Origin of the sequence: Lacimicrobium alkaliphilum (assembly GCF_001466725.1) — a bacterium.
Lineage (GTDB): Bacteria > Pseudomonadota > Gammaproteobacteria > Enterobacterales > Alteromonadaceae > Lacimicrobium > Lacimicrobium alkaliphilum_B.
The window spans coordinates 441,726-466,121 of record NZ_CP013650.1; the positions used below are offsets into that span (position 1 = coordinate 441,726).

The window sequence follows — 24,396 nt, forward strand, 5'->3', positions numbered from 1 at the left end:
CTGTTTAGTTGCGGGTGAGAAAGCGACCAGCGCCGCTGCTGGTCAGTTGATATTCCTGGCCATCAGACTGATAGCTAAGATGGCCATTGACCCAGACCCGGCGAATGCCGGCACTGCGTTGTTTGGGGTCTGTGAAGCTGGCATTGTCTTTGACCTCATCGGGGCTGAACAGCACCAGATCGGCCTGATAGCCAGGGCGGATAAAACCGCGACCGTGTAAATTGAATTCGGTGGCAGACAGCCCGGTCATCTTGTGGATGGCCAGTTGCATAGAGAGTAATTGGGTGTCTCTGGCGTAATGCCCCAGCACGCGGGGGAAACTGCCCCACAGTCGGGGGTGAGGGCTGGGGTCGCAGGGCAGCCCATCAGAGCCTACCATGCCGCCTTCAAAGCCGAGGAAATGCCGCACATCCTGTTCGTCCATGCCGTGATATACGGCCCCGGCCGGTTGCAGCTTTTCGGCGGCGGCAGTTAATGACAGTGACCAGCTCTGGGCGATCTGTTGCAGGGTCTTGCCGGCCATCTCCGGGTGCGGAACAGACCAGGTGATATCGATATCGAAATCTGCGGTCACCTGTTTCAGATCCAGGGTGCTGGAACTGGCACTGTAGGGGTAGCAGTCGCAGCCAATATGCTGATGCTGTTGGGCATTTTTCAGATGATTGAGTACTTCCGGCGCCCGCCCCCAGTTGGCCTTGCCGGCACATTTTAAGTGTGAGATCACTACCGGAATGGCTAACTTACGGCCAAGGCCGAAGGCCTCATCCAGGGCCTGAATAATGCCATCAAATTCGGTTCGCAGGTGGGTGGTATAGATACCATCAAAGTCTTTGAGTACCGAGGCCAGGCTTTCCACTTCAGAAGCCGGTGCCGAATTGGCGCTCTGATAGGCCAGACCGGTGCTCAGGCCCAGTGCACCATCGCTCATGGCCCCGGCGAGCAGGGTTTGCATGGCCGCAATTTCTGCCTCTGTGGCGCTTCTGTCCAGCCTGTCCATAACCTGGGCCCGCAGTGCGGTGTGGCCTACCAGTGCGGCCACATTGACATTAGGGCGGGCCTGTTGCACCGCCTGAATATAATCTTTTAAACGGGGAAAACGAAACTCACCGGCCTGGCCGAGTAAATTCAGCGGATCAGGCACCTCGCCCTGAATACGCACCGGTGCGGCGCTGATACCACAGTTACCGGCAATCACGCTGGTCACACCCTGACTGACCTTGTTTAACATGCCCGGATTGCGAATCACTTCAATATCGTCGTGGGTATGTACATCGATAAACCCCGGAGCCAGCGCCAGCCCTTTCGCCTCAATCAGGTTGTCGGCCTGATACTGTCCTGCAGGGGTCAGGGCCAGTATTTTGTCGCCTTTGAGCAGTACGTCCTGCTGTGTGGGGGCGGCTTTGCTGCCATCAAAAACAAGGGCATCGCGAATGATGCTGTCAGGGGTATGGTGCTCCAATCTAATCTCCTAGTGGCAGGCGCTCTGAGCCCTTTCGGTGTTGATCAAGGTGGTGTTTGAGGCGGCGCAGCTTCTCACGGGATTTACGCTGATTGACCACCGCCACTTCACCGGCGACCACGTCAATCGCCGCCAGCATGGCGTAGCGGGAGGCGCTGGGGTTGAAAATATACTCGGCTTCCTGGGTTTTAATCGGCAGGTGCAGATCCACGGCATCGGCCAGCGGCCCTTCGGGGCAAATCGCCAGCAGATGGGCGCCATATTCCTTGGCTATCTGGGCTGAGGCCATCACATCGGGGCTGACACCGCTTAAAGACAGGCACAGCACCACATCATCGGGGTTCACCGTGGCGGCGGTCATGCGCATCATCATAGGATCCGAGTAGGCGTTACTTTTCACTTCCAGCCGGAACAGGCGGTTGTGACATTCCTGGGCCATAAAGGTACTGCCGCCACCGACGCCGAAGATCAGCACATGATCGGCGCGGGTCAGCAACTGGCTTGCCTTCTCAATGGCCTCATCGGTGATCAGCCCGGCGTTGATATCCAGAATGTCATGTATGGCCTGATAAACCGGCGGAATATCCTTGCGGCTGACGGGCTTATCGGCAATAAAGCGCTCGCCGACGGCGGCCGATTGGGCCAGCAGCATTTTCAGTTCACGCACATTTTTACATTCCAGCGCCTGAGCCAGTCGTGTAATGCTGGCATGGCTGACCTTGGCCTTGCTGGCCAGCTCATTGATAGAAGCACTGGCGGCGTAGTTAAGGTCACCGAGAATATAGCGGGCGACCTTTTGTTCTGCGGGCCGCAGGTGAGAAAGTTGGTTGTGTATGCGAGAAACAATATCCATTGCTCAGATCCCCTGTGTAATCAGAATTCGGTTTTAATCAGCCGATGGGCACACAAATTGTCATCGACCACGGCGATATATTTCCATTTATCCATGGTCAGACAGGGATGTGAAGTAGAAAATCCAATAATATCGCCGACTTGCAACTCGCAGTCGGCATCAGTTGTCAGCATGGCGTGCTGATCCATGATCTTGCTCAGTTGCCAGTTGGCCGGAGCCTGCCGGGGCTTTTGCTGCCCCGGCCTGGCGAACCATTGCGGCGTCGGCAGGCCTGCGTCAAAGGCGGCATCCCGTTTACCCAGGCCGATAATCGCCATGCCAGGCTCAGGAACAGACTGAACATAGGCACAGAGTTGCAGGCTGCTGATCAGATCTCCGCCGATATCACAGGCAAGGGCGCTGCGGCTCATCACGCCGGCCTGGGCCTGTTCATAAATGCCGGTGTCGTGAATCAGATAGCAGCCAGGGCGGATCACCACCTGCATGGCCGCGGGCAGAGAAGGGCCATCTAAGGTTTCTGCCACCAGATCATACCAGGCTGAGCCGGCGCCGGTGATGCTGACGGTGCCAGGGGCAAAGCCTTTTTGCTGGTAAATGGTCAGCGCCAGGGCGCGCATACGCTGTGTAAAGGCCGTGATTCTGGCCGGGGCATCTTCACCGCCAATCACACCCTCATAAAAAGCCAGCCCGCGCAGCGCCAGACCAGGCAGGCTGTTGATTCCGGCGCAGAGCGCCATGGCCTGCTCGTCGGTGCGTACGCCGCAGCGCCCCCCGGGTACACCCACTTCCAGCATTACGTTCAGGGTCAGACCCTGGCTGTCGAAGTAATGACTCAGCGCCTGCGCATTGGCAAGGGAATCCACAAAACAGTAATACTCCAGGCCCTGCTCAAGCATCCGCGCAATGCGCTGCATATTGGCTCTGCCCACCAGTTGGTTGGCCATCAGGATGCGGCTGATACCGGCCTGATGAGCCGCGGCGACCTGTGGGGCGGTGGCCAGGCTGATGGCCCAGCTGCCCGCATCGCGCATCTGCCGGAACAGCTCGGGGGCCATGGTGGTTTTGCCGTGCGGCGCCAGTCTGACACCGCTTGCGCTGGCATAGCGGTTCATCCAGTTGAGGTTGTTTTCAAGGGCACTTTGGTGCAAAACGGCAACAGGCAGGCTGACATCTTCGTTCAGAATGTGCCAGCCCCTTTCTTTCAGCTGTTGTTCACAGCCGGTTCCTTTTACCGCGTCAGATAAAGTCTGTGCAGCCTTTTGCATGCATTCCTCTCCTGCCAACCTCTGGCATCGGGTTGTTGTGGTCCGGTGAATAAAAAATTAACAGAAAGCCGTTGCAAAGCTTGCTGATTCAGTGTTAAAAATTATCACGTAAATGTTGGTTGTGGTGATAAAAAGTAACATTGTTTGCAACATTAATGGGCAATCAGGCGATTGTCAACAAACAAATAACCACAACAGGAGAAGACCATGAAAGACCTGAAAGTCAGTCGAAACAGGCTTGCGGCAAGTGTGGCGCTGATAATGGCGGGGCTTACCACGGCTGCGCCAACCCTGGCCCAGCAACAGGATAGTGAAGAGTTTGAACTGGTAGAAGTACGGGGTATTGCCGCCAGCCACAAACGAAATCTGAACGAAAAGCGTTTCAGTGACTCGATAACCGACGCGATTACGGCAGAAGATATCGGTAAGTTGCCCGATGTGACCATTGCCGATACCTTGCAGCGTATTCCCGGGGTACAGATCCGGCGCTCCGCCGGCGAAGGCTCTACGGTTAATGTCAGGGGAATGCCACAGGTAACGACCTTGCTGAATGGCGAGCAGATGCTCAGCGCTGGCTCTATCACCAGTGTACAGCCAGACTTCAGTGATATTCCGGCGCCGCTGGTATCCGGCATTTCGGTGCATAAGTCGCCAACCGCATCGATGTTGGCCGGTGGTATTTCCGGTACCCTGGATCTGCAGACGCTGCGTCCCTTTGATCTGGACTCCGGGGCGACATTCACCGGCGCTGCAGAGCTGACCCGCGGCAGCCTGTCAAAAGAAAATGACCATAAGCTGATTGCCTTTGGCGGTTATCGCGGTGACGACATGGGGTTTTTACTCAGTGCCTCCTATGACACTAACAATCTGGCAAACTATCGCTATGGCACCATTCTGACTTCATTTGAAGAGCTGGATGAGAGCTTCGGTAACGCCCGTGACATCAACGGCGATGGCGATACCAATGACAGTCTGCTGAGTCAGCGCTTTCACGGCATGATGGATAAAGAGGTGGAGCGCGACCGCCTTGGTGTGAATGCCAGCTTCCAGGCCGCATTGTCGGATAATCTGGAATTTGTGGCCGACCTGTTTTACACCGATATGGACGACGCCAATCGCCAGCAGGGTATTATGGTGGATAATGCCCGCGGCAGTATCTGGGCCTATTCCGATGATTTTATTGCCCGTACCGGTAATGATCAGGGCGGCGATATCTTTACCGTCAATCAGGCCGAACTGAGGGCGCGCCGGGTCAGCTCCTATTCGGAAAGCCTGACCAATGATCGCCAGTCAACCAACCTGAACCTGGAACTGAAATACGCCGGGAATGGCCCCTTCAGTGGCTCGCTGCGCTACCTGCGTGGTGATGCAGAACGTTCACACACTGAAAACGTGGCCCACTCTTATCTGACCAGCGGTGCTCAACACGGCCTGTTGCGCAATGACGGCAGCGGCGCCGAGCCGGCTAACCCCAGAGGCTATGGCCCGGATCCGGTGCCGGTACAGTTTGATCGGACCGGTGAATATATCACCCTGGATTACGGACCGGACTTCGGCTCGGATATCAGCAGTTACAATCTGGTTTCCACCTATTCGGAGAACAACTTTGACGAAGATGCCACGCTGGATGTGCTCAGAGGCGACGGACGCTATGAGTTTCTGGGTGAGCATATCAGCGATATGCAATTTGGCCTGCGTTACGGTAAGCGTGATGTGACCAGGGATACCTATATTCTGGTGGCGCCCTTTACCACCGGTGATATCAGTGCGGATGTGATGTGGAAAGACTCCGGCGCTTCTCTGGGTGATACCAATGGTGACGGTGAAAACAGTGTTGCCGGAGGCGATCTGACGCTGGGTAACACCAACTACTTTACCGATCTGCCAGAAGGGTGGGCGCAACGGGTAGATGGATTTGGCCCCGGCACCAATGACAGCTTCTATACCATCAACCCCAAAGTGCTGGATGACCCTTTTGCATTCCAGAACGCCATTTATCCCGGCAACAAGCGTCTGTCATTGCCGTCCCGTTCATTCCGGGTGGAAGAGGTCACTCAGTCGGCTTATCTGCGTTTCAACTTCGACGGCCAGCTGGGTTCAGTGCCCTACAAGGCCAATGTCGGCGGCCAGTATATCCGCACCGAGCTGGACATCGTACAGAATCAGTTGGGTGATGAACGCCCCTGCTCTTTGTGTACGGCGACTGAGAAGGTGGGCGAAGAGCTGATTTCCCGCAGCTATTCTGACTTTCTGCCAGCGGCGAACATTACGTTTAACCTTACCGATGACTTTCTGATCCGTGCAGCTTACGGCAAGACCATGACCAATCTGGACATGAGCCAGTTAGCCGGCGGTATCAGCGTGGGGCGCAGCCGTGCCGGTGACGAACTGGCGGCAGAACTGGGCGTGAGTCCGGATTTGCTGGTGGCCATCAACGGGCGTCAGAACGGTAACCCCTATCTGGAGCCCTGGCGTGCCACCAACTATAACCTCTCAGCCGAGTGGTACTTTGACGGCAGCAGCCTGCTCAGTCTGGGCCTGTTCAAAATGGACATCGAGTCCTTTATCGAACAGGGCACCGTACAGATGGGGCTGCCGGATATTGATGGGGTCGTACGCCGTGACGTACCGGTTACCACCGAAATCAATGGCGAAGGCGGCACTATCGACGGTATTGAGCTGGCCTATCATCAGGCCTTCGACTTTCTGCCGGGTATTTTCAGTGGTTTTGGTACGACCATGAACTTCACGTATGCGCCCAGCGACAGCGCCAATGTGGATGTGTATGGCGGTAAGCTGCCGATTCAGGATAATTCCGAGCGTTCAGCCAATGCTATCTTATGGTATGACCGGGACGGCATTCAGTTCCGCATCGCCGCAAACTACCGCAGCGATCGTCTCGACAGCCTGGGGATCGATGTTGGCGAAGGCGTGTTGCCGATCTGGGCCGATGACACTTTGTATGTGGATATGTCGGCAAGTTATGACCTGAATGACGACATCAGCCTTTACCTGCAGGGCAGTAATATCACCGAGGAGTTCGAGGATATTTATGCCCAGTGGGAGGACAATGTGGTGACTCAGAACGTTTATGAGCGCCGCTTTACCTTTGGCGTCCGCGGGCACTTCTAAGCTCCGCTCTGATGGCGGCTTCAGGGACGAACCCGCTATTCTCCCTCTTTGTTCACACCCGGAACTGATTCACCAGTTTCGACAGATCGCGGCTCAACCCTGTCAGGGCTTTAGCTGCCTGATCACATTGCTCTATACCACTGGCGGTTTGTTGCACCAGGGTGTTGATATTCTGCACGTTCTTATCCACGTCCAGGGCTACGGTGCTTTGCTGTTCGGCGGCGGTGGCAATGTGTGAGTTCATCTCTGAGATCTGGCCAATGGCAGTATTGATTTGATCCAGAGCGTCTTTGACTTCATCGGACAAGCTTACCGTGCTGTTGGCCTGCTCCAGACTCTGGTTGACCGAAGCGGTCATCTTGTCGGTGTCCTGCTGCAGATTCTCAATAATAGTGGCGATCTCGCGGGTGGAGTTCTGAGTTTGCTGGGCCAGGGTTCGTACCTCGTCTGCTACAACAGAAAATCCCCGTCCCTGCTCGCCGGCCCGGGCCGCTTCGATGGCTGCATTGAGGGCCAGCAGGTTGGTCTGATCAGCAATGTTGTTGATAATCCCAAGCGCCTTGCTGATCTCTACCACAGCGCCGGCCAATGCCTTGGCGACTTCGGCGCTTTCCTGCACATTTCTGCTCAGATGCTGAATGCTGCCACGGGAGCGGTCGACCACCTTATTGCCCTTATCGGTCAGTTGTTCCGCTTCCAGAGCCGAATGATTAGCCTGTTCGGCGCTGCCAGCCACTTCTGATACGGCGGCGCTCATTTGCGTAATCGCAGCGGCGACCTGTTCGGTTTCAAGTTGCTGTTGCTCGCTTTCTTTACGAATTTCCTCTGTGGCGGTGTTCAGCTGATTGGCGGCGTCGGCCAGGGACTGGGCTGATTCTGTCACTTCCCTGACCAGATTGCGGATCTTGGCAACAAACTGGTTGAAATAGTCAGACAGCCTGGCCAGTTCATCTTTGCCTTCCACCCTGAGGTTAACGGTCAGATCGCCATCGCCCTGGGCAATATCCTGCATCGCGTCGACCACCCCCTGCAAGGGAGTCAGAACGCTGCGGGAAACCATATAGATCAGCCAGGTCAGCGCGCCGACAATGAGTAAGGCTAATCCTGCCATGCTTAATGCGGCAGTCCGGAATGCACCGGCGACATCATCCACATAGATTCCTGTGCCCACTACCCAGCCCCAGGGCTGGTAGAGTCTGACAAAGGTTACCTTGGGAACGGGTTCTTCACCGCCGGGTTTGGGCCAGTTATATTCAACCGTATGCACGCCGTCGTCTTTGACGCCCATAGCCATGTCGTAAAATAACCTGTTGCCTTGTTTATCGGTGAAGTCACTGACACTGGTGCCATCCAGATCCGGGCGAAACGGATGCATCAGCATATTGGCCTGCTGATCAATCACAAAATAGTAGTCGTTGTCTTTGTAGCGCATCTTTTTGAGTGTGGCCAATGCCTGGCTCCGGGCTTGTTCAGAGCTTAGCTCACCGCTGCGGACTTTCTCCCGGTAACCGTCCAGCAAGCCGTCAACGGATTCAGCCAGAAAACGGGTAGTAAGGCGTTTTTCCTCCAGAATAGTCGCCTTCAGGCCGCTGAGTATCAGCAGGCACAGAACGATTTGCCCCAGTATGGCAACGGCCAGAATACTCCATAGTCGTTGCCGGATAGTCAGTGTTTTCAGCATAGGGGAACTCCGCAGGTTAAGGAGCTGGATAATCCTGAACATAACGGGAAAGTCAGCCTGAACAATAGCATAGCCATTTTTATGCGAATTGCGCTGAGACTTTGGTCGGGAATAGGGTATTTCTGTCGATTAGCCCGCCAGATAGCCTGGATGTAGCGAAGCGGAATGCGGGGGCATGAGAATGTCGCGGGTTTACCCGGATCCCAGCAGCCTTTTGCTACCCACCTGAGTCACCCTTTTTAAGGTAACTCACAGGTGCTGGACAAGTCCGCTTCGCTCCATCCGGGCTACGAAAGCAGTGTCATCCTGACGTATGTCAGGATCTCTTTAGGCTATCTGTGTTGGTTGAATTTGACCCCCTCTGCGGTTTGATAAAGATTCCGGCTGACAGCATGCCGGAATGACGGGGAGTGGCGCCGGAACAACGGAGGAAAGTAGGTCATGCCCGAATGTCGTTATCGGGCATCCAGCGCCCTGAAGCACGTAAAGCGAAGATCACCGGGTTCCCGCCTTCGCGGGAACGACGGGGTATTACAAGCGGGTGGCTCAGGTTTTCAGCCGGTAGCCGGTTTTAAAGATCCAGCCTATGGTTAGCAGGCAGATCAGCAAAAAGACCAGCGTCATACTCAGACTGATACCGATGCTGACATCAGACACATCATAAAAGGCCCAGCGAAAGCCGCTGATCAGGTAGACCACCGGGTTAAACAGGGTGATCTGCTGCCAGATTGGCGGCAACATGCTGATGGAATAGAAGCTGCCGCCGAGGAAGGTCAGCGGGGTGATGATCATCGCCGGCATAATCTGTAACTTGTCGAAGCCATCGGCCCAGACCCCGATAATAAAGCCGAACAGGCTGAAGGTCAGTGCCGTGAGAACCAGAAATCCGAGCACCCAGAACGGGTGGGCGATGTCAAAATCCACAAACAGCCCGGCGGTGGCCATGATCAGCAGACCCAGAATAATGGATTTGGTGGCCGCCGCTCCCACAAAGCCGGTCACAATCTCAAAAGGAGAGACCGGTGCTGAGAGGATTTCATAGATGGTGCCGGTAAATTTCGGCATATGGATACCGAATGAGGCATTGGAAATACTCTCTGTCAGCAATGACAGCATGATCAGCCCCGGAATAATAAAGGCGCCGTAACTGATACCGTCTATTTCTACCATGCGCGAGCCGATGGCGGAGCCGAACACCACAAAGTAGAGCGATGTGGAAATGACCGGCGAGGCCACGCTTTGCAGCAGGGTGCGCCAGGTGCGGGCCATCTCAAATTTGTAGATAGCGGATATAGCATGAATATTGAGTGTCATGGGTTTTCCCTCACCAGATTAACGAAAATATCCTCCAGTGAACTCTGCGAGGACTGCAGATCTTTGAAGTCGATATTATGGCTGTTGAGGCGCTTGAGCAGCTCGGCGATGCCGGTGTGCTCGGCCTGGGTGTCATAGGTGTAGATCAGCTCATCACCGCTGTCACTGAGCTCCAGCGGGTAGCCGCTGAATTCCGCTGGCAGGGCGTCTAGGGGCTGTTGCAGATGCAGCCGTAACTGTTTTCTGCCCAGTTTATTCATCAGGGTGGCTTTGTCTTCCACCAGTATCAGTTCACCCTTGCTGATCACGCCTATGCGGTCGGCCATTTCCTCCGCCTCCTCGATATAGTGGGTGGTGAGGATGATGGTCACGCCCTGCTCGCGCAGTTTTCTGACCATGGCCCACATGTCGCGGCGCAAATCCACATCCACACCGGCAGTGGGCTCATCCAGAAACAGGATCTTTGGTTCATGGGCAAGGGCTTTGGCGATCATTACCCGGCGTTTCATGCCGCCTGATAAGGCCATAATGCGGGAATCTTTTTTGTCCCACAGTGACAGGGTGCGCAGTAACTGCTCCAGATATTCAGGGTTCTTTGGCTTGCCGAACAGGCCGCGGCTGAAGGTAACGGTGGCCCAGACGCTCTCAAAGGCATTGGTAAACAGCTCTTGTGGTACCAGCCCAATGCGGGAGCGGGCCTCCCGGTACTGGCTGATGATGTTGTAGCCGTCGGCCTGGATTTCACCGTCGCCGGGATTGACGATGCCGCAAATGATGCTGATCAGGGTGGTTTTACCGGCCCCGTTGGGACCCAGCAGGGCGAATATCTCGCCGGGGTGAATATCCAGGTTAATGTCGCTAAGGGCCTTGTGGCCGGAAGCGTAGGTTTTATTCAAACCCTTGACAGAAATAACAGGCTGCACGGTACCTCCCTGTGTTATTGATGTTGAATAGCCTGACGCCCAGGGTGGGGCAGGATTACCCCCTGAACGTGATTGCTGGAATTGAAGGTTCATTTTTGCTCCTTTTATGCAAAGGAGAGTGACACTGTATAACAGCATTAGGCCTGATTGTTATACATCTTGTTATCACTCTGCGAATTGCCCTGAGTATTAAAAAATCGCAGTGAGGATAAAACCTCAGGTTAACTTAAGGTCAACAGGTTTTTTCAGCAATGACGGGGTCTTCATCCCCGCCTTTAACAGGTACAAATGGCACTGACTCAGAACTGGTAGGTTAGCTGGGCTGAGAGGCTGCGGCCCGGCTGGCTGTATTGGTTCCGCGGGGTATCGGCGGGCTGCCCGGCAATACTCTGGTAGGGAATATATTCCTTATCCAGCAGATTCTGCAGCGCCAGATTCAGCCGCCACTGGCCCAGGTCCAGGCCTGCGAGTATATCCAGCCTGCCCCATCCGGCTGCTTGCGCTGAATCGTTATCCGGCACTTTGCTCATGTTGGCTGCGGCACTTAGCAGTGTGCCGATGTAATAGTTATCGGCGTTGTAGCGCAGCATCATCGTGCCGGACAGCGGTGAGATGGAACTCAGGTAGGTTTGGCTGTCTTTTCCCTGGCTGTAGGCAATGGCGGTACTGATTTCCCAGTAGTCATTCAGCCAGGCATTGAGGCTTACCTCGGCGCCGTAAATGTGGGCACCGTCTTTGTTCTGATATTGGTATTCTACCCGCTGCACACCGGGGATAAAGGTAGGCGAGGTGCCCACCACCACAGAATCGATAAAATCATCGAAATCGGCGTAGAAAGCGGCAAGATTCAGACTGATGTCGCCGTTATGGTATTTCAGGCCCAGTTCGCTGGCATAGCTGGTTTCCGGTTCCAGATCCGGGTTTGGCAGAATCGCATAGAAGGGCTCTACACCGTGATTCTGATAGGCCTGATCATGGGGCGGGATCTTAAAGCCCTGAGCGTACTGGGCATACAGGTTAAGTTGTTCGTTGTAGCTGTAGATCATACCGAGCTTGGGTGACAGGGCGGTTTCGGTAATATCCGCCAGCAGGCTGGGGTCATACAAAGGATCTTTATTCGCCTGCATACGGTAATGATCCAGCCTGAGTCCGGCCACCAGTTTCAGGGGCAGGCTTGTCAGCACCATATTGTTCTGTACAAAAACTCCGCCGAGCAAGGTCTCAGCCCCGGGAAAGGCCTTCTGCGGCTCGCGGTCCTGGCTCAGGGTACCGTCCGTTTTAACACGGGTTTTATAGCGTGGGCGCAGGGTGTCGTAATAGTCGATATCAGTACCAAATACCCAGTGCTGATCCAGGCGTTGTCCTTTAACGACTTTGTCACCCTGCCAGCGAAACCCGAGAATCTGCTGCTCAAAGCGATAATCGTTATGGTCTGTGTAGGGGCCGGTTTGTCCGGCGCCAGCGCGCACCTGCAGGCTCTTCTGGCGGTAATCAGAAATATACAGCTGGGTGGCCATAGTGTCATACCACTGGCTGGCAAGCTGGCTGGTATAGTCCAGTGACAGCGCCAGTTGTTTGTCCAGATCATCGGTTTCGTTGCTGCCAGCGCTGATCACCTGTTGGTTCTGTTGGCGGTATCCGTCGAGCGTGAGTTTCAGTTGTTGCTGGTGACTGATGTCCCAGTTCAGTTTACTAAGCAGGCTGTAGTTGTCGTAATCGTAGCCCGGCAGGGTTTCGGCAAAATTCTGAGTCTCATTCCCTTCTCGATAGCTGAAACTGGCCATGCCCTGGGTGTCTCCCCAGCTTCTGGCATGGGTGATATTGGTGTTGGTTTCGTCACTCAGACCCTGGTAGCCAAGGCTGAGGCGGCTGTGTTGGGTTGCACCGCCGAGTAAATCTTTTGGGTCGGGGGTGGTGATCACCACAATGCCGCCCAGGCCATCGGAACCATAAAGCGAAGAAGCCGCCGATTTGGCCACTTCGATGCGTTCAATCTGTGCTACGTCCAGATAGCCGCGACCTACCAACAGGCCGCCGCCCCCGGCGTAGCCGTCATTCAGACGGCGACCATCTTTTATGTAAATCAGGCGATTACCCCCTATCCCCCGAATGCTGAGCTCCTGCGCCTGACCAGCTTTGCCGGTACTGCTGATACTGGGGTCATAGCGAAACACATCGGCCAGGCTGTTACTCAGTTGCCGTTCGATATCGGCTCCTTCCATTACCGCTACTGAACCGGCTACATCTTTGAGTTTCTGTTCGATGCGTGAGCCTGTTACGACTATGACGTCATGCGTTGGTGCCAGGCCCGGGACCTCTTCGGCCACACTCGTGCCAATGAACAGGCTGGCAAGGGCCAGACTTAACGGGGTGATTCGGAACTTACCCATTTTCAAAAAATACTCCTGTTGTCTGTCAATCATTCTGGGAATAAGATCTAAACGAAAATAGTTTGCATTTGCAACTAGAAATGAGTAATTTATTTCCACGGGTTAATTACAAAGGAGTAATCGTATGGGAATAGTGACCTCGGCTGCGCGGATCCTGATGTTGGCAGCAGGGTTCTGGTTGGGTAGTCCGGTGTCGGTTGCTATGGCCGCAGAATCAAGGCTGATTACCGCAGGTGGTACCCTGACTGATATTGTTTTTGCGCTTGGAGCAGAGCAGGCACTGATAGCGACCGACAGCTCCAGCACCTCGCCCCGCCAGGCCAGGGAATTGCCACAGGTAGGCTATTACCGGGATCTTTCCAGTGAAGGGGTGCTGTCTTTTGCGCCTCACAGTCTTTGGGTGCTGGAAGGTGGTGGCAGCGATAAAAGCCTGCGACAGATCGAACAGGCCGGGGTGGACGTGCAGCGTTTTGCCAAACCAGATTCGGTGCAGGAGCTTTATAGTCTGATTGGGCAACTGGCTGAACGACTGAATGCCAGTGTTAAAGCTGAAACTCTGATTAGCCAGTTACAACAGCAACTCGCTGGCCTTGAAGCCGGTAATCCACACCGGGTGTTATTTGTTCTGCAGGCCTCTGCCAGAGGAATAATCAGTGCTGGAAGCGATACCGTGCCACAACTGTTGTTTGATTATAACGGCCTTAAAAATATCGCTGAGCATAAGGGTTTTAAACCGGTTTCGATGGAATACCTGACCTTACAACAGCCGGATATGCTGATTGCACCAGCCCATACGGTTGCCTCAGTCGGCGGCAAGCAGGCGTTTTGTGCGCAGCCCTCGTTACGTTTATTAAAGGCGGCGCAGCAATGCCGGTTATTGGTGATGGACTCATTGCTGGCACTGGGTATGACCACACGTCTGCCACAGGCCATTCAACAGGTGGCCGCCTTCAGTGCACAGCTGGATTCATCCCGAAACGCCGGAACCGTCAGCCAAAAACAACGCCCGGAAGAGGATTTTTATGCAGCCGGTCGCTGAACATCGGCAACGGCCATTACTGCTGGCCAGTGCCCTGGCTCTGCTTCTTTGCGCCGCGCTGGCTTTGTCATCCGGACCGGTAATGAGTGACTGGCGTCTGGCTCTGGCCTGGTGGTGGCCGATGGATTTTGGTGGCATCAACGACCTGCATATTGATGTGGTAACACAGATTCGCCTGCCGAGGTTGTTACTGGCGTTGGTGGTAGGTTGTGTACTGGCGCAATGTGGTACAGCTACCCAGACCCTGTGCCGCAATCCGCTGGCCGATCCCGGCCTGATTGGTATTTCTGCCGGGGCTGCAGTGGCGGCACTGATGGTGATTTCTCTGGGCCCGCAACTGGGTTTTCAGGGGCCGTTGTGGGTCAGCGGCGGTGCTTTTCTGGGTGCCCTTGGCACCACCTTGCTGGTGTACAAACTGGCGGGCAGTGCTGGTCAGACTTCGGTGGCGACTCTGATCCTCGCCGGCGTGGCTATCAATGCGCTGGCTTCTGCCATTATCGGTCTGCTCAGTTATTTCGCCGATGACGATGCCTTAAGGCTGATGACATTCTGGCAGATGGGCTCTTTGGCGGGGACCAGTTGGCAGCAGTTGCCATTTGGATTCCTCTGTATGGGGCTCAGTGCCCTGATGCTGTTTGTCCGCCGCCGGGCCATTAATGCGTTGTTGCTCGGTGAGCGCCAGGCCGGGTATCTGGGTGTGGATGTCCGCAGACTTAAGCGGGAAATTATTCTTTGGGTGGCGCTGGGTGTGGGCGGCGCTGTGGCGCTGACCGGCATCATTGGCTTTGTGGGGTTGGTGATTCCACATATCAGCCGATTGCTGGTTGGTGCTGATATCAAACGCCTGATGCCCATGTCCATGTTGCTGGGGGCTGCTGTGCTGACCTTTGCCGACTGGCTGGCGCGGATGCTGGTGTCACCGGCAGAGTTGCCTATCGGCATTATCACGGCGCTGGTGGGGGCCCCGTTCTTTTTATACTTACTGCTGCGTCAGAAGCGACAACTCTATGCTTGAATTATTAAATGTCAGTATTCACCGTGGCCGGCGCCGGGTGATTGAAGATCTCAGCGTGGAACTCAGCGCAGGCCAGATGGTGGTGATTCTGGGTGAAAATGGCGCCGGTAAATCGACCCTGCTGCGGGCCTTAGCCGGTGATCTGCCCTACCGGGGGGGCATTAATCTGCTAGGTAGCTGTTTAGGCCAATGGTCTGCCGCACAACTGGCCGGCACCAGGGCAGTGATGGAACAACAATTTTCGCCGCCACCACTGATGTCGGTGCGCGAACTGGTGGCGTTGGGACGCTATGCAAAAATGGAGAGTGATACCAGGGCCAATCAGTGTGCTGACAAATGGCTGGAACACACTCATTTAGTTGACTATGGCCACCGGGAAGCGGCGAGCCTGTCTGGCGGAGAACAACAAAGAGCGCAACTTGCCCGGTGTCTGGCGCAACTGGACAGCAGCCGGCCAATTCAGAAGATGCTGTTGTTGGATGAGCCTACCTCGGCGTTGGACCTTTACCATCAGCATCATTGCCTGCGACGGATCAGAGAGTTTGCGGCGCAAGGTAATCTGGTGATAGCGGTTATGCACGATGTCAATCTGGCGTCACTCTACGCCGATCATATTCTGTTGCTTAAACATGGCCGGTTAGTGGCTCAGGGCTCTCCGCAACAGGTGCTGCAGGCCAGCACCCTGAAATCGGTGTACGAAATAAGCATGCATATCAGTGCGCACCCAAACCTCGGCGTCCCTATGGTGTTTTCTGAGCCCGGTAATCAGGATTGCCCGTCACCGATGAGGCTGCAGGGAGCCAGGCGGATAGCAACTGCTGATGCAAAAGGTAATGACGTAATTTAATCAAGGAGAATAACAATGAATGAACGTATTGATGCGGCCAATGAGGCCAGACTGCTGGCGCAACAGTGTCAGACCGCAGTATTTTCGACCTTGTCGGTAAAACTGCAGGGCCATCCTTTTGGCTCGGTGGCGCCGGTAATGATGACAGACAGCGGTAATATGGTGTTTTATGTCTCCGATATTGCTCAGCATGCCCGTAATCTGCAACAGGATCCGCGTCTGAGTCTGACCTTGTTCAGGCAGGCTGAACGGGGCGATCAGAATGAACAGGGGCGGCTGACGTTGTGCGGTGAAGCCTATCCGCTGACCGAATTGCAAAGTGAGACTTATGCTGACCGTTACTTCAGATTATTTCCGCAAGCACAGGGTTACCGCAAGGCTCATGATTTCCGGTTCTGGCATTTAGATGTCAGGGATGTCCGCTATATTGGCGGTTTTGGTAAAATCTTCTGGATCACTCAGTCTGAGTGGCGGCGGCTTGTGCCGAAATGGTCGGCAAAGCAGGAGACGGATATGGTTGCGCACATGAACGCCGATCACAGCGATGCCTGCCGCCTGATATTGTGGGACCATTTCACCCTGGAGGGGCAGCCGCAGATGGCCACAGTGTATCCCGACGGCTGTCACTTTGAGCTGGATGGAAAATGCTATTTTGTCCCTTTTGTCAGCCCTTGCCATACCAGTCAGGAAGTGCGTCAGGCGCTGGTTGCTATGACTAACAAGGCGCGTGCCGCATAGCTGGTGGCGTGAGGAGTAATGGCGGTGGAATGCCATCCCGTCATCCTCACGGATGTCATGATCTCTTTCGCACAGCGGTGTTGTTTAACCTTACCCCTTTGCAGTTTGATAAAGATTCCGGCCCGGTGGCCGGAATGATGGAGTGAAGTGAGAATGCCGCAGGGTTACCCGGATTCCGCTTCGCTACATCCAGGCTACAAAAGCAGTGTCATCCTGAAGCACGTCAGGATCTCTTTTTGGTCGGTTGTGTTGCCCGGATTTGACTCCTCAGCTGAATGATAAAGGTTCCGGGGCAAGCCCGGAATGACGCCGGGCTACCCGTTATGTGTTTTTACCTGTTGGCCGCGGTTTGCGGGCCTTCGGCAGTGAGGGTCAGAGATACCCGGCGGTCAAAGGCGTTGCCGTCTAAAGAAGGCTGAGGATCCAGTGGTTTGCTGGCGCCCAGAGCTTTACTCTGAATGCGCCCGGCGGAGATGCCTTTCGCCAGTAATTGTTGTTTCACCGAGTCTATCCGCTGTGCCGAGAGTTGTTTGTTGTAGCCGGCGTCGCCGCGGCGATCGGCATGGCCGGTCAGCTCCACCCGCAGTGCCTTGTTGCTGTTAAGCAGTTTGGCCAGTTCCTCCAGCTGTTGCTGATAGATTGACTCCAGTTTTGCCGAACCGGTGCGAAACTGCACATTCAGGCTTAAATTCGGCAGGCCGTCGAGCAACTCGTCGTTATTCATGGAAACCAGTTGGGTACGGTTTTGCTCCTGAGCGCTGCGCAGTTGCGTAAGCAGGGTCTGATTGGAAGCCAGCAATTGATTGATCTCTGCTTCATGCTGATTCAGGGCGGTATTCAGATGTTTCATTTCTTCGTCGGCGGCCACAGAGTTGCCGATAAACAACCCGCCGATACCGCCGATTACGGCACCGAGTGGGCCACCGGCGACGGCGCCCACGACCAGGCCGGAACCAAAGCCGATGTTCTGGGCCTTTTTAATCTCTTTTTCACCGGCCATGGCGGCAGGGGCTGACAGGGCGGCGATGATGGTGGTGGTGAGGATCAGTTTTTTCATGGTGTTCTCCTTGGATTGCATTTTTTGCCTGGGTGTTTTTGATTGTGGTTATTAAACACCTCTGAATTGGCACAAAAGGGGAACAAAAAGGGCAATCTGAAGATCAATTGTGGCAACAATATGGCTTTTTATTCCGTTGGTCGCCAGGCGCTGGTTTAGGCGCTTAATTGCGGTATAGTCCGGGATAATTGAGATACAAAAGAGGTCGTCTGCCAGTGGGCCGCAGAATCGCAATAGTCGAAGATGAAGACGCAATCAGAGAAAACTACGCAGCGGTGCTGCGCCGCCAGGGCTATGAGGTGCTGACCTTTGCCAACCGCAAACAGGCCATGCACAGCTTCGATCAGCGCCTGCCCGATCTGGCCATTATTGATATTGGCCTGGAAGATGAGATGGACGGTGGCTTTTTGCTATGTCAGTCGCTGCGTAAGTTGTCTTCGTCCTTGCCGATTATTTTTCTGACAGCCAGAGACAGTGACCTGGATACGGTTTCAGGCCTGCGCATGGGCGCCGATGATTACCTGACCAAGGATATCAGTATGCCCCATATGACGGCGCGCATCTCGGCATTGTTCCGGCGCATGGAGGCCCTGAGCGAACCGCAGGACAGTGAACAGCGGGTCAATTGTGGCAGTCTGGAACTGGATCTTAAACGTATGCAGGCCCACTGGAAGGGGCTGGCGGTAGACCTCACCGTCACGGAGTTCTGGATGGTGCATGCCCTGGCCCGGTTCGCCGGCCATGTAAAAAGCCGTCAACATCTGATGCAGGATGCCAAAGTGGTGGTGGATGACAGCACTATCACTTCTCATATCAAGCGTATCCGCAAAAAATTTATCCAGCTGGACACCGGTTTTGACTGTATTGATACGGTCTACGGCATGGGGTACCGCTGGACTACAGACGGAGATTAAGGGCTTTTGTCACGCAGAACCTTTGTGTTTGGCCTGCGCGCCAAGCTGTTACTGATGTCACTGTTTCTGTTTGCCATTCCCTGGCTCGGTTATGAGTATGTGTGGGAGATGGAAAAGTATCTGCGAGCCGGCCAGGAGCGCACTCTGCTCGGCACGGTGCGGGCAGTGGCCACGGCACTGCATGAACGGCCCCGGCTGTTCGATGCCCAGGCCAGTTACCTGAGTGTGGAAAAGGGCCGCGATCTCTACGCCTATCCTATTGTGGATCCTATTCGACTGGATGGCCGGCTGAATGACTGGCGTCAGCAACAACATGCTCTGACCTATGATGACAATTATCTGATTGAACAGAGCCCTGCTTATCAGCCCGGTAGTCTGTCCTTCAGCCACATGGTGGGCAAATACCGGGACTATCTTTATGCCTACTTTGAGGTACAGGATGCTGAGGTTATCTATCGGCCACAGAACAGTCTGCGAATTGACCGCAATGATCATCTGCAAATTGCCTTTACCACTCCGGCAGGGGATTTTCGCCGTTATCTTATTGCCACCACAGGCCCGGGCTGGCTGACACCCTATGAACTGGATACCGGTGAATCGGTCAGCGGGATACGGCCCTTAAGCCCGGAGCCCCGAATTCAGGGCAGTTGGGCACAGACCCGGCAAGGTTACACCATTGAGCTGCGCATTCCGCTGGAGTTGCTCGGCAGCAAGCTGAGTTTTGCTATTACTGATGTGGATAAGATTGGTGGTGAGCCGGTAGCCACCATTGGCACTTCAGATGTGGGGGATGCCGATACCCTGGGTACGGTGTTGGTGCCGTCACCGGAGATTGAACAGATTATTCGTGGTCTGGGGCATACAGATTCACGCATCTGGGTGGTGGATCGTTATCAGCGGGTGCTGGCCCGCTCAGGGGATATCCGCAATTCTGACGGGATCTGGAGCCGCAATGTCAGTGGCGAGGACGAACAGGGCTGGTTCGCGCGCTTTGAACACAAGTGGCTGCATCCTTTGTACTATAAGGTTCTGACCCGTCCACCAAAGGATTTTATCGATCAGTTCTACGATGTGGCGCAATTGGAAGGCAGCCATATCGAACAGGCTCTGACTGGTGAGGCTGGCTCTGACTGGCGGCTGACCCCGGATAACAAGGCGGTGGTACTGGCAGCGGCCTATCCGATTTTTATTGAAGATGAAGTGATGGGGGCGGTGATCGCCGAGGAAACCACCAATGGCATTCGCAGCCTGCGTAATCTGGCGCTGGAAAAGCTGTTTACCCTGATGCTGGCGATTATGCTGCTCGGCACCCTGGGACTGTTTTTACTCGCCTCAAGAATTTCCAGCCGCATTCGTCGTTTGCGTGACCAGAGTGAGCAGGCCATCGACGAGCAGGGCCGTTTGCGCGGCAGTATTGAGCCTTCTCATGCCAGCGATGAAATCGGCGATCTGTCGCGCAGCTTTGCCGATATGGTGCAGCGACTCGGTCAGTATCACCATTATCTGGAGAATATGTCTTCACGGCTGTCACATGAGCTGCGCACGCCGGTGGCGGTGGTGCGTTCATCCCTGGAGACACTGAGCATGGAGGATGAAGGGGCGGCGAAGTCAGTGTACATGCAAAGAGCTCAGGATGGCCTGAATCGCTTGTCGGCCATTCTGACCAACATGAGTGAGGCCACCCGGCTTGAGCAAAGCCTGCAAAGTGCCGAGCGCCAGCCATTTGACCTGGCCGAAGTGGTAACCGGTTGTATGCAGGGCTATCAACTGGCCTATGCCGGGTGCGACTTACAAGTGAGTATTGCCCATCAGCCTCTTGAAATTGAGGGGGCCCCGGAACTAATTGCTCAATTACTGGATAAACTGGTGGCCAATGCGGTGGAGTTTGCTACACCCGGCGCGCCGGTGCTGGTCAGCCTGGCCAGAGTGCAGCGCCAGGCCGTGCTGGAAATCACCAATCAGGGGCCATTGCTGCCAGAGGAAATGGCAGGTCGTCTGTTCGATTCTATGGTCTCGGTGCGAGCCGGTGGTAAAGGCGGCCAGCCTCATCTGGGCCTGGGGCTGTATATTGCACGGCTGATTGTGCAGTTTCATCAGGGCCAGATAACCCTGCATAATCAAAGTGATCGCAGTGGTGTTTGTGTGCGGGTAAGCCTGCCGATTTAGCCTGCTATCCGTGCAGCAGATGGGTTGGTAATACGCCGGAATGACCGTCTGTCATGTCCGAATGTTGTCATCAGGCATCCAGCGCCTTTTAAGAAAAACGCAATTCATCGCAGAGACACAGGGGTTTAATGGTGTCATGGCCTTTACTTCTCTGCGCGCCCTGCGTATCTGCGTGATCTCAGGCTTTTATCTTTTTTGATCTCGCAGAGGCGCTAAGGCGCAGAGGATTAAGTAATTGACTGATCGAAAAAGACACTGGGTTCTCAGCAACCTTTGAACTACCAATGCGCTAACTGTTAACACTGACCTATCAAAGATGCTGGACATGCCTGCCAACTGCATGCGGGAAAGCCCGGATAGGATCAAACTGCAGATTTTCATTGTCGGCAGCGGACCTCTGACATAAGGTTAACCACTTATGATTTTTAGGAGCTGTTATATGGATATCCTGTTTGATTACGTATTGAGAATTGAAACCTTCCTGCTGCTGTTTGTGCTGGTACTGCTTAAATCTTCGATTATCTTTGTCCCACAGAACCGCGCCTACCTGATAGAACGTTTTGGTAAGTTTCAGTCAACCCGCGAAGCGGGGCTGAATTTTATCCTGCCTTTTGTTGACCGTATCGCCGCGGACCGCTCTTTGAAAGAACAGGCGGTAGATGTGCCCGAGCAAAGTGCTATCACCAAGGATAATATTTCTCTGAGAGTGGATGGGGTGCTGTATTTCCGGGTATTAGACCCCTATAAGGCCACCTACGGTGTAGACAGCTATGTGTTTGCGGTTACCCAGCTGGCACAGACCACTATGCGCTCTGAGCTGGGTAAGATGGAGCTGGACAAGACCTTCGAAGAACGGGATCTGCTCAACACCAATATCGTTGCTGCGATCAATGATGCTGCCGGTCCCTGGGGCATCCAGGTGATGCGTTATGAAATCAAGGACATTGTGCCGCCGCAGTCGGTGATGGAAGCCATGGAAGCGCAGATGAAAGCGGAGCGGGTGAAGCGGGCGCAGATCCTCGAATCGGAAGGCGACCGTCAGGCGGCGATTAACCGTGCCGAAGGTGAAAAGGCCTCGGTGGTACTGGCCGCTGAAGCGGATAAAGAAGAACAGGTGTTGCGCGCCGAAGGTGAAGCCAAGGCCATTATCGCCGTAGCCGATGCGCAGGCCGAAGCACTGCGGGTGGTAGGTGAAACGGCCAATACCGAGCAGGGGCAAAAAGCTATTCAGCTGGATCTGGCGACAAAGGCCATTGAGGCGAAACAGGCGATTGCCAAAGAGTCTTCCGTGGTGTTGTTACCCGATGGTAATACCGACGCTGCTTCGGTGGTGGCACAGGCCATGACCATCATCAATCAGATGAACAGCAAGGGGGCATAATGAGTTTGTTTACCGAACATCTGGCCGAAACCCTGATTGTGATCGGCCTGATTTTGCTGGCGGTGGAGATCCTGGTGCTGGGTTTTTCTACCTTTGTGTTGTTCTTCCTCGGGCTGGCGGCACTGGTCACCGGTGGCCTGATGTACATTTCGCTGGTACCGGCGACCTTGTTTGGCGCCATGGGCAGTATGGCGGTACTGACAGCGCTGCTGGCAGTGGTGTTATGGAAGCCTCTGAAACGGATTCAGGCCGATACAGCACCTAAAGAGGTGACCAGTGATCTGATTGGCCATCGTTTTTATCTGCCCGAAGCACTTATGCCCGGTCAGAGTATTACCTACCGCTATTCCGGTATTAACTGGAACGTGCGCAGCAAAGAGCCCGTCGCCGCCAAACAGGAAGTGGAAGTGACCAGAGTCAGTGTCGGTGAATTAGAAGTCAGGCTGGTACAGGGCGGGTGAGTTCGTAGGTCGGACTTCAGTCCGACTTTACGGGAATGACGGCAGAGTGTTGGTCATGCCCGAATATTGTAATCGGGCATCCAGCGACCTTTGCGAAATGTACAATTAACCACGGGGCCACAGAGGTTTGTTGGTGTAATGGCCTTTACTTCTCTGCGCGCCCTGCGTCTTTCGCGTGATCTCAGGCTTTTATCTTTTTTGATCTCGCAGAGGCGCTAAGGCGCTAAGGCGCAGAGGGTTGCAGGGTTGTGAAAATACACTGGGTTTAAAGAAAATATTGTGCGTTTGTCGGACTAAAGTCCGACCTACGATAATGATGCTGAGGGCTAATTTACTCGTCTTTTTCCTGCGCCTGTTGTTCCTGGGCTTCGGCGGCGTCCACATCTATGCCCATGTCTGCCATCAGTTTACGGGCCTCGGCCGGGATCTTATTGGGGTTGTCTTTGCGCAGATCGTCGTCATTGGGTAGCGGCTGGCCGGTAAAGGCATGCACAAAGGCTTCACAGAGCAGTTCTGAGTTGGTGGCGTGACGCAGGTTATTGATTTGCCTTCTGGTGCGTTCATCGGTCAACACCTTGAGTACCCGGGTTGGAATGGAAACGGTAATTTTCTTTACTAACTGACTCTTCTTACCATGTTCAGCGTAAGGGTCGATATACTCACCATTCCATTTAGCCATGCTTTTAGCCTTTTTATTTTAAATTAGAGTTTAAAATTCTAACCCGTGTAGAAATGGATATCCAAACATCTTGATGTCTGAATCAAATACAAGTAGATTTAGCCATCTAAACGGCCAAATTTAAAGTATCCCAATCAGGAGTCACCATGGTTTCCTATGCTCAGGGCATTGATGCGTTGAATAATTCTTTGTCTGAATTGCGTAATATCGACGTTTCTTTTGAGTTTTTCCCTCCCAAGACGGAGCAGATGGAGAGAACCCTGTGGAACTCTGTAGAGCGTCTGGCGCCGCTGAAGCCGGCTTATATGTCGGTGACCTACGGTGCTAACAGTGGCGAGCGTGACAGAACCCATGAGGTGGTGAAGCGTATTCAGGCGGAAACCGGAGTGGCCGCCGCCCCCCATTTAACCTGCGTGGACGCCAGCCGCGAGGAGTTGATCCAGATCGCCAAAGACTACTGGGCAGCGGATATCAAAAAGATTGTGGCCCTGCGTGGTGATCTGCCACCTGGTGTGGCACAAACCGAGCTTTATGCGGCCGATCTGGTGGCGCTGCTAAAAGATGTGGCAGACTTTGACATTGCCGTGGCCGCTTATCCGGAGATCCATCCTGAAGCGCCCAACGGCCAGTTCGATCTGCTTAATCTTAAGCGTAAAGCCGAGGCCGGCGCGACGTCGGCTATCACCCAGTTTTTCTTTGATGCTGAGGTGTTTCTGCGTTTCCGTGACCGTGCCGCTGCAGCCGGCATCGACATGGAAATCATTCCCGGTATTTTGCCGGTGACCAACTACAAGACCCTGGTGAAGTTTGCCGGTATGACCAATGTGCATGTGCCACAGTGGTTGCACAAGATGTATGAAGGCCTGGATGAAGCCGACCAGACCACCCGTAACCTGCTTGGTGCCAGTATTGCTATGGACATGACCCGGATCCTGGCCAAAGAAGGCGTACGTAATTTTCATTTCTATACCCTGAACCGGTGCGAACTGAGCTATGCCATCTGTCATATGTTGGGTTTAAGAGCTAATTCCGGGTAAACTGATTCCAAACCAGAGTAAATCGCTGTCAGTTTCGGGATGAGT

The 24,396-nt window shown here is 54.4% G+C and carries 19 protein-coding genes; 10 read left to right on the top strand and 9 right to left on the bottom strand.

Annotation, left to right across the window (positions count from 1 at the left end; all coding sequences use genetic code 11):
• Positions 1–4: 4 nt before the first annotated feature.
• The 3 genes from AT746_RS02085 to AT746_RS02095 are packed head-to-tail and all read right to left on the bottom strand — an operon-like array spanning position 5 to position 3,577.
• Positions 5–1,459, bottom strand: a complete 1,455-nt coding sequence (locus AT746_RS02085) for an N-acyl-D-amino-acid deacylase family protein (protein ID WP_197414311.1) — start codon at positions 1,457–1,459, stop codon at positions 5–7.
• A gap of 1 nt (position 1,460) precedes the next feature.
• Positions 1,461–2,312, bottom strand: coding sequence for a MurR/RpiR family transcriptional regulator (locus AT746_RS02090; protein ID WP_062475781.1), 852 nt, complete (start codon positions 2,310–2,312; stop codon positions 1,461–1,463).
• Between the two features lie 20 nt (positions 2,313–2,332).
• Positions 2,333–3,577 (bottom strand): amino acid deaminase, encoded by a 1,245-nt coding sequence (locus tag AT746_RS02095; protein WP_082633121.1) that lies wholly within the window; start codon positions 3,575–3,577, stop codon positions 2,333–2,335.
• Between the two features lie 207 nt (positions 3,578–3,784).
• Between AT746_RS02095 and AT746_RS02100 the strand changes: the two genes are divergently transcribed.
• Complete coding sequence (locus AT746_RS02100; RefSeq protein ID WP_062475784.1) at positions 3,785–6,709, top strand: TonB-dependent receptor; 2,925 nt, start codon at positions 3,785–3,787, stop codon at positions 6,707–6,709.
• 52 nt (positions 6,710–6,761) lie between these two features.
• Here AT746_RS02100 and AT746_RS02105 read toward each other — a convergent pair whose 3' ends face one another.
• From AT746_RS02105 to AT746_RS02120, 4 genes are all read right to left on the bottom strand, one after another.
• The gene (locus tag AT746_RS02105) at positions 6,762–8,390 is read right to left on the bottom strand and encodes a methyl-accepting chemotaxis protein (protein ID WP_062475787.1); all 1,629 of its coding nucleotides are present in this window, start codon (positions 8,388–8,390) and stop codon (positions 6,762–6,764) included.
• A 546-nt stretch (positions 8,391–8,936) separates the two neighbouring features.
• Entirely contained in the window at positions 8,937–9,704 is a 768-nt protein-coding gene (locus AT746_RS02110; RefSeq protein WP_062475790.1) for an ABC transporter permease, read from the bottom strand.
• On the bottom strand, positions 9,701–10,720 hold the full coding sequence (locus tag AT746_RS02115; protein ID WP_231730991.1) for an ABC transporter ATP-binding protein: 1,020 nt from the start codon (positions 10,718–10,720) through the stop codon (positions 9,701–9,703). Before AT746_RS02115 ends, AT746_RS02110 begins: the two co-directional genes overlap by 4 nt.
• A gap of 206 nt (positions 10,721–10,926) precedes the next feature.
• Positions 10,927–13,017 carry a TonB-dependent hemoglobin/transferrin/lactoferrin family receptor gene (locus tag AT746_RS02120; protein WP_062475796.1) on the bottom strand — a complete coding sequence of 697 codons (2,091 nt, stop codon included), beginning with the start codon at positions 13,015–13,017 and terminating at the stop codon, positions 10,927–10,929.
• A 124-nt stretch (positions 13,018–13,141) separates the two neighbouring features.
• Between AT746_RS02120 and AT746_RS02125 the strand changes: the two genes are divergently transcribed.
• From AT746_RS02125 to AT746_RS02140, 4 genes are read left to right on the top strand one after another with little or no spacing between them, the layout of a single operon-like run.
• A complete protein-coding gene (locus AT746_RS02125; RefSeq protein ID WP_231730992.1) occupies positions 13,142–14,056 on the top strand; it encodes a heme/hemin ABC transporter substrate-binding protein in 915 nt (304 codons plus the stop codon).
• A complete protein-coding gene (locus AT746_RS02130) occupies positions 14,040–15,071 on the top strand; it encodes a FecCD family ABC transporter permease (RefSeq protein WP_062475798.1) in 1,032 nt (343 codons plus the stop codon). The genes AT746_RS02125 and AT746_RS02130 overlap by 17 nt, the downstream gene beginning before the upstream one ends.
• A complete protein-coding gene (locus AT746_RS02135) occupies positions 15,064–15,918 on the top strand; it encodes a heme ABC transporter ATP-binding protein (protein ID WP_082633123.1) in 855 nt (284 codons plus the stop codon). The genes AT746_RS02130 and AT746_RS02135 overlap by 8 nt, the downstream gene beginning before the upstream one ends.
• Positions 15,919–15,933: 15 nt before the next feature.
• Entirely contained in the window at positions 15,934–16,656 is a 723-nt protein-coding gene (locus AT746_RS02140; RefSeq protein ID WP_062475801.1) for a HugZ family protein, read from the top strand.
• Between the two features lie 331 nt (positions 16,657–16,987).
• Here AT746_RS02140 and pdsO read toward each other — a convergent pair whose 3' ends face one another.
• Positions 16,988–17,713, bottom strand: a complete 726-nt coding sequence (gene pdsO / locus AT746_RS02145) for a sortase-associated OmpA-like protein PdsO (RefSeq protein ID WP_062475804.1) — start codon at positions 17,711–17,713, stop codon at positions 16,988–16,990.
• Positions 17,714–17,928: 215 nt separating this feature from the next.
• On the opposite strand from pdsO, the gene pdsR reads away from it, so the two are divergent.
• From pdsR to AT746_RS02165, 4 genes are all read left to right on the top strand, one after another.
• Positions 17,929–18,627, top strand: a complete 699-nt coding sequence (pdsR, locus tag AT746_RS02150) for a proteobacterial dedicated sortase system response regulator (RefSeq protein ID WP_062475807.1) — start codon at positions 17,929–17,931, stop codon at positions 18,625–18,627.
• A gap of 6 nt (positions 18,628–18,633) precedes the next feature.
• Complete coding sequence (pdsS, locus tag AT746_RS02155) at positions 18,634–20,793, top strand: proteobacterial dedicated sortase system histidine kinase (RefSeq protein WP_257721072.1); 2,160 nt, start codon at positions 18,634–18,636, stop codon at positions 20,791–20,793.
• A gap of 439 nt (positions 20,794–21,232) precedes the next feature.
• Entirely contained in the window at positions 21,233–22,174 is a 942-nt protein-coding gene (locus tag AT746_RS02160; RefSeq protein WP_062475810.1) for an SPFH domain-containing protein, read from the top strand.
• Positions 22,174–22,635: an NfeD family protein gene (locus AT746_RS02165; RefSeq protein ID WP_062475813.1), complete on the top strand. Its 462-nt coding sequence runs from the start codon at positions 22,174–22,176 to the stop codon at positions 22,633–22,635. The genes AT746_RS02160 and AT746_RS02165 overlap by 1 nt, the downstream gene beginning before the upstream one ends.
• Positions 22,636–22,966: 331 nt before the next feature.
• Here AT746_RS02165 and metJ read toward each other — a convergent pair whose 3' ends face one another.
• Complete coding sequence (metJ, locus tag AT746_RS02170) at positions 22,967–23,314, bottom strand: met regulon transcriptional regulator MetJ (protein WP_062475816.1); 348 nt, start codon at positions 23,312–23,314, stop codon at positions 22,967–22,969.
• A gap of 146 nt (positions 23,315–23,460) precedes the next feature.
• On the opposite strand from metJ, the gene metF reads away from it, so the two are divergent.
• On the top strand, positions 23,461–24,351 hold the full coding sequence (gene metF / locus AT746_RS02175; protein WP_062475819.1) for a methylenetetrahydrofolate reductase: 891 nt from the start codon (positions 23,461–23,463) through the stop codon (positions 24,349–24,351).
• Positions 24,352–24,396 lie beyond the last annotated feature (45 nt).

Excerpts from the sequence above, each read along its gene's own strand:
- AT746_RS02160 (WP_062475810.1), top strand. The coding sequence starts at position 21,233 with ATGGATATCCTGTTTGATTACGTATTGAGAATTGAAACCTTCCTGCTG.
- AT746_RS02120 (WP_062475796.1), bottom strand. The coding sequence starts at position 13,017 with ATGGGTAAGTTCCGAATCACCCCGTTAAGTCTGGCCCTTGCCAGCCTG.
- pdsO (WP_062475804.1), bottom strand. The coding sequence starts at position 17,713 with ATGAAAAAACTGATCCTCACCACCACCATCATCGCCGCCCTGTCAGCC.
- metF (WP_062475819.1), top strand. The coding sequence starts at position 23,461 with ATGGTTTCCTATGCTCAGGGCATTGATGCGTTGAATAATTCTTTGTCT.
- AT746_RS02165 (WP_062475813.1), top strand. The coding sequence starts at position 22,174 with ATGAGTTTGTTTACCGAACATCTGGCCGAAACCCTGATTGTGATCGGC.
- AT746_RS02105 (WP_062475787.1), bottom strand. The coding sequence starts at position 8,390 with ATGCTGAAAACACTGACTATCCGGCAACGACTATGGAGTATTCTGGCC.
- AT746_RS02125 (WP_231730992.1), top strand. The coding sequence starts at position 13,142 with ATGGGAATAGTGACCTCGGCTGCGCGGATCCTGATGTTGGCAGCAGGG.
- AT746_RS02095 (WP_082633121.1), bottom strand. The coding sequence starts at position 3,577 with ATGCAAAAGGCTGCACAGACTTTATCTGACGCGGTAAAAGGAACCGGC.
- AT746_RS02090 (WP_062475781.1), bottom strand. The coding sequence starts at position 2,312 with ATGGATATTGTTTCTCGCATACACAACCAACTTTCTCACCTGCGGCCC.
- AT746_RS02100 (WP_062475784.1), top strand. The coding sequence starts at position 3,785 with ATGAAAGACCTGAAAGTCAGTCGAAACAGGCTTGCGGCAAGTGTGGCG.
- AT746_RS02140 (WP_062475801.1), top strand. The coding sequence starts at position 15,934 with ATGAATGAACGTATTGATGCGGCCAATGAGGCCAGACTGCTGGCGCAA.
- AT746_RS02135 (WP_082633123.1), top strand. The coding sequence starts at position 15,064 with ATGCTTGAATTATTAAATGTCAGTATTCACCGTGGCCGGCGCCGGGTG.
- AT746_RS02130 (WP_062475798.1), top strand. The coding sequence starts at position 14,040 with ATGCAGCCGGTCGCTGAACATCGGCAACGGCCATTACTGCTGGCCAGT.
- AT746_RS02110 (WP_062475790.1), bottom strand. The coding sequence starts at position 9,704 with ATGACACTCAATATTCATGCTATATCCGCTATCTACAAATTTGAGATG.
- metJ (WP_062475816.1), bottom strand. The coding sequence starts at position 23,314 with ATGGCTAAATGGAATGGTGAGTATATCGACCCTTACGCTGAACATGGT.
- AT746_RS02115 (WP_231730991.1), bottom strand. The coding sequence starts at position 10,720 with ATGAACCTTCAATTCCAGCAATCACGTTCAGGGGGTAATCCTGCCCCA.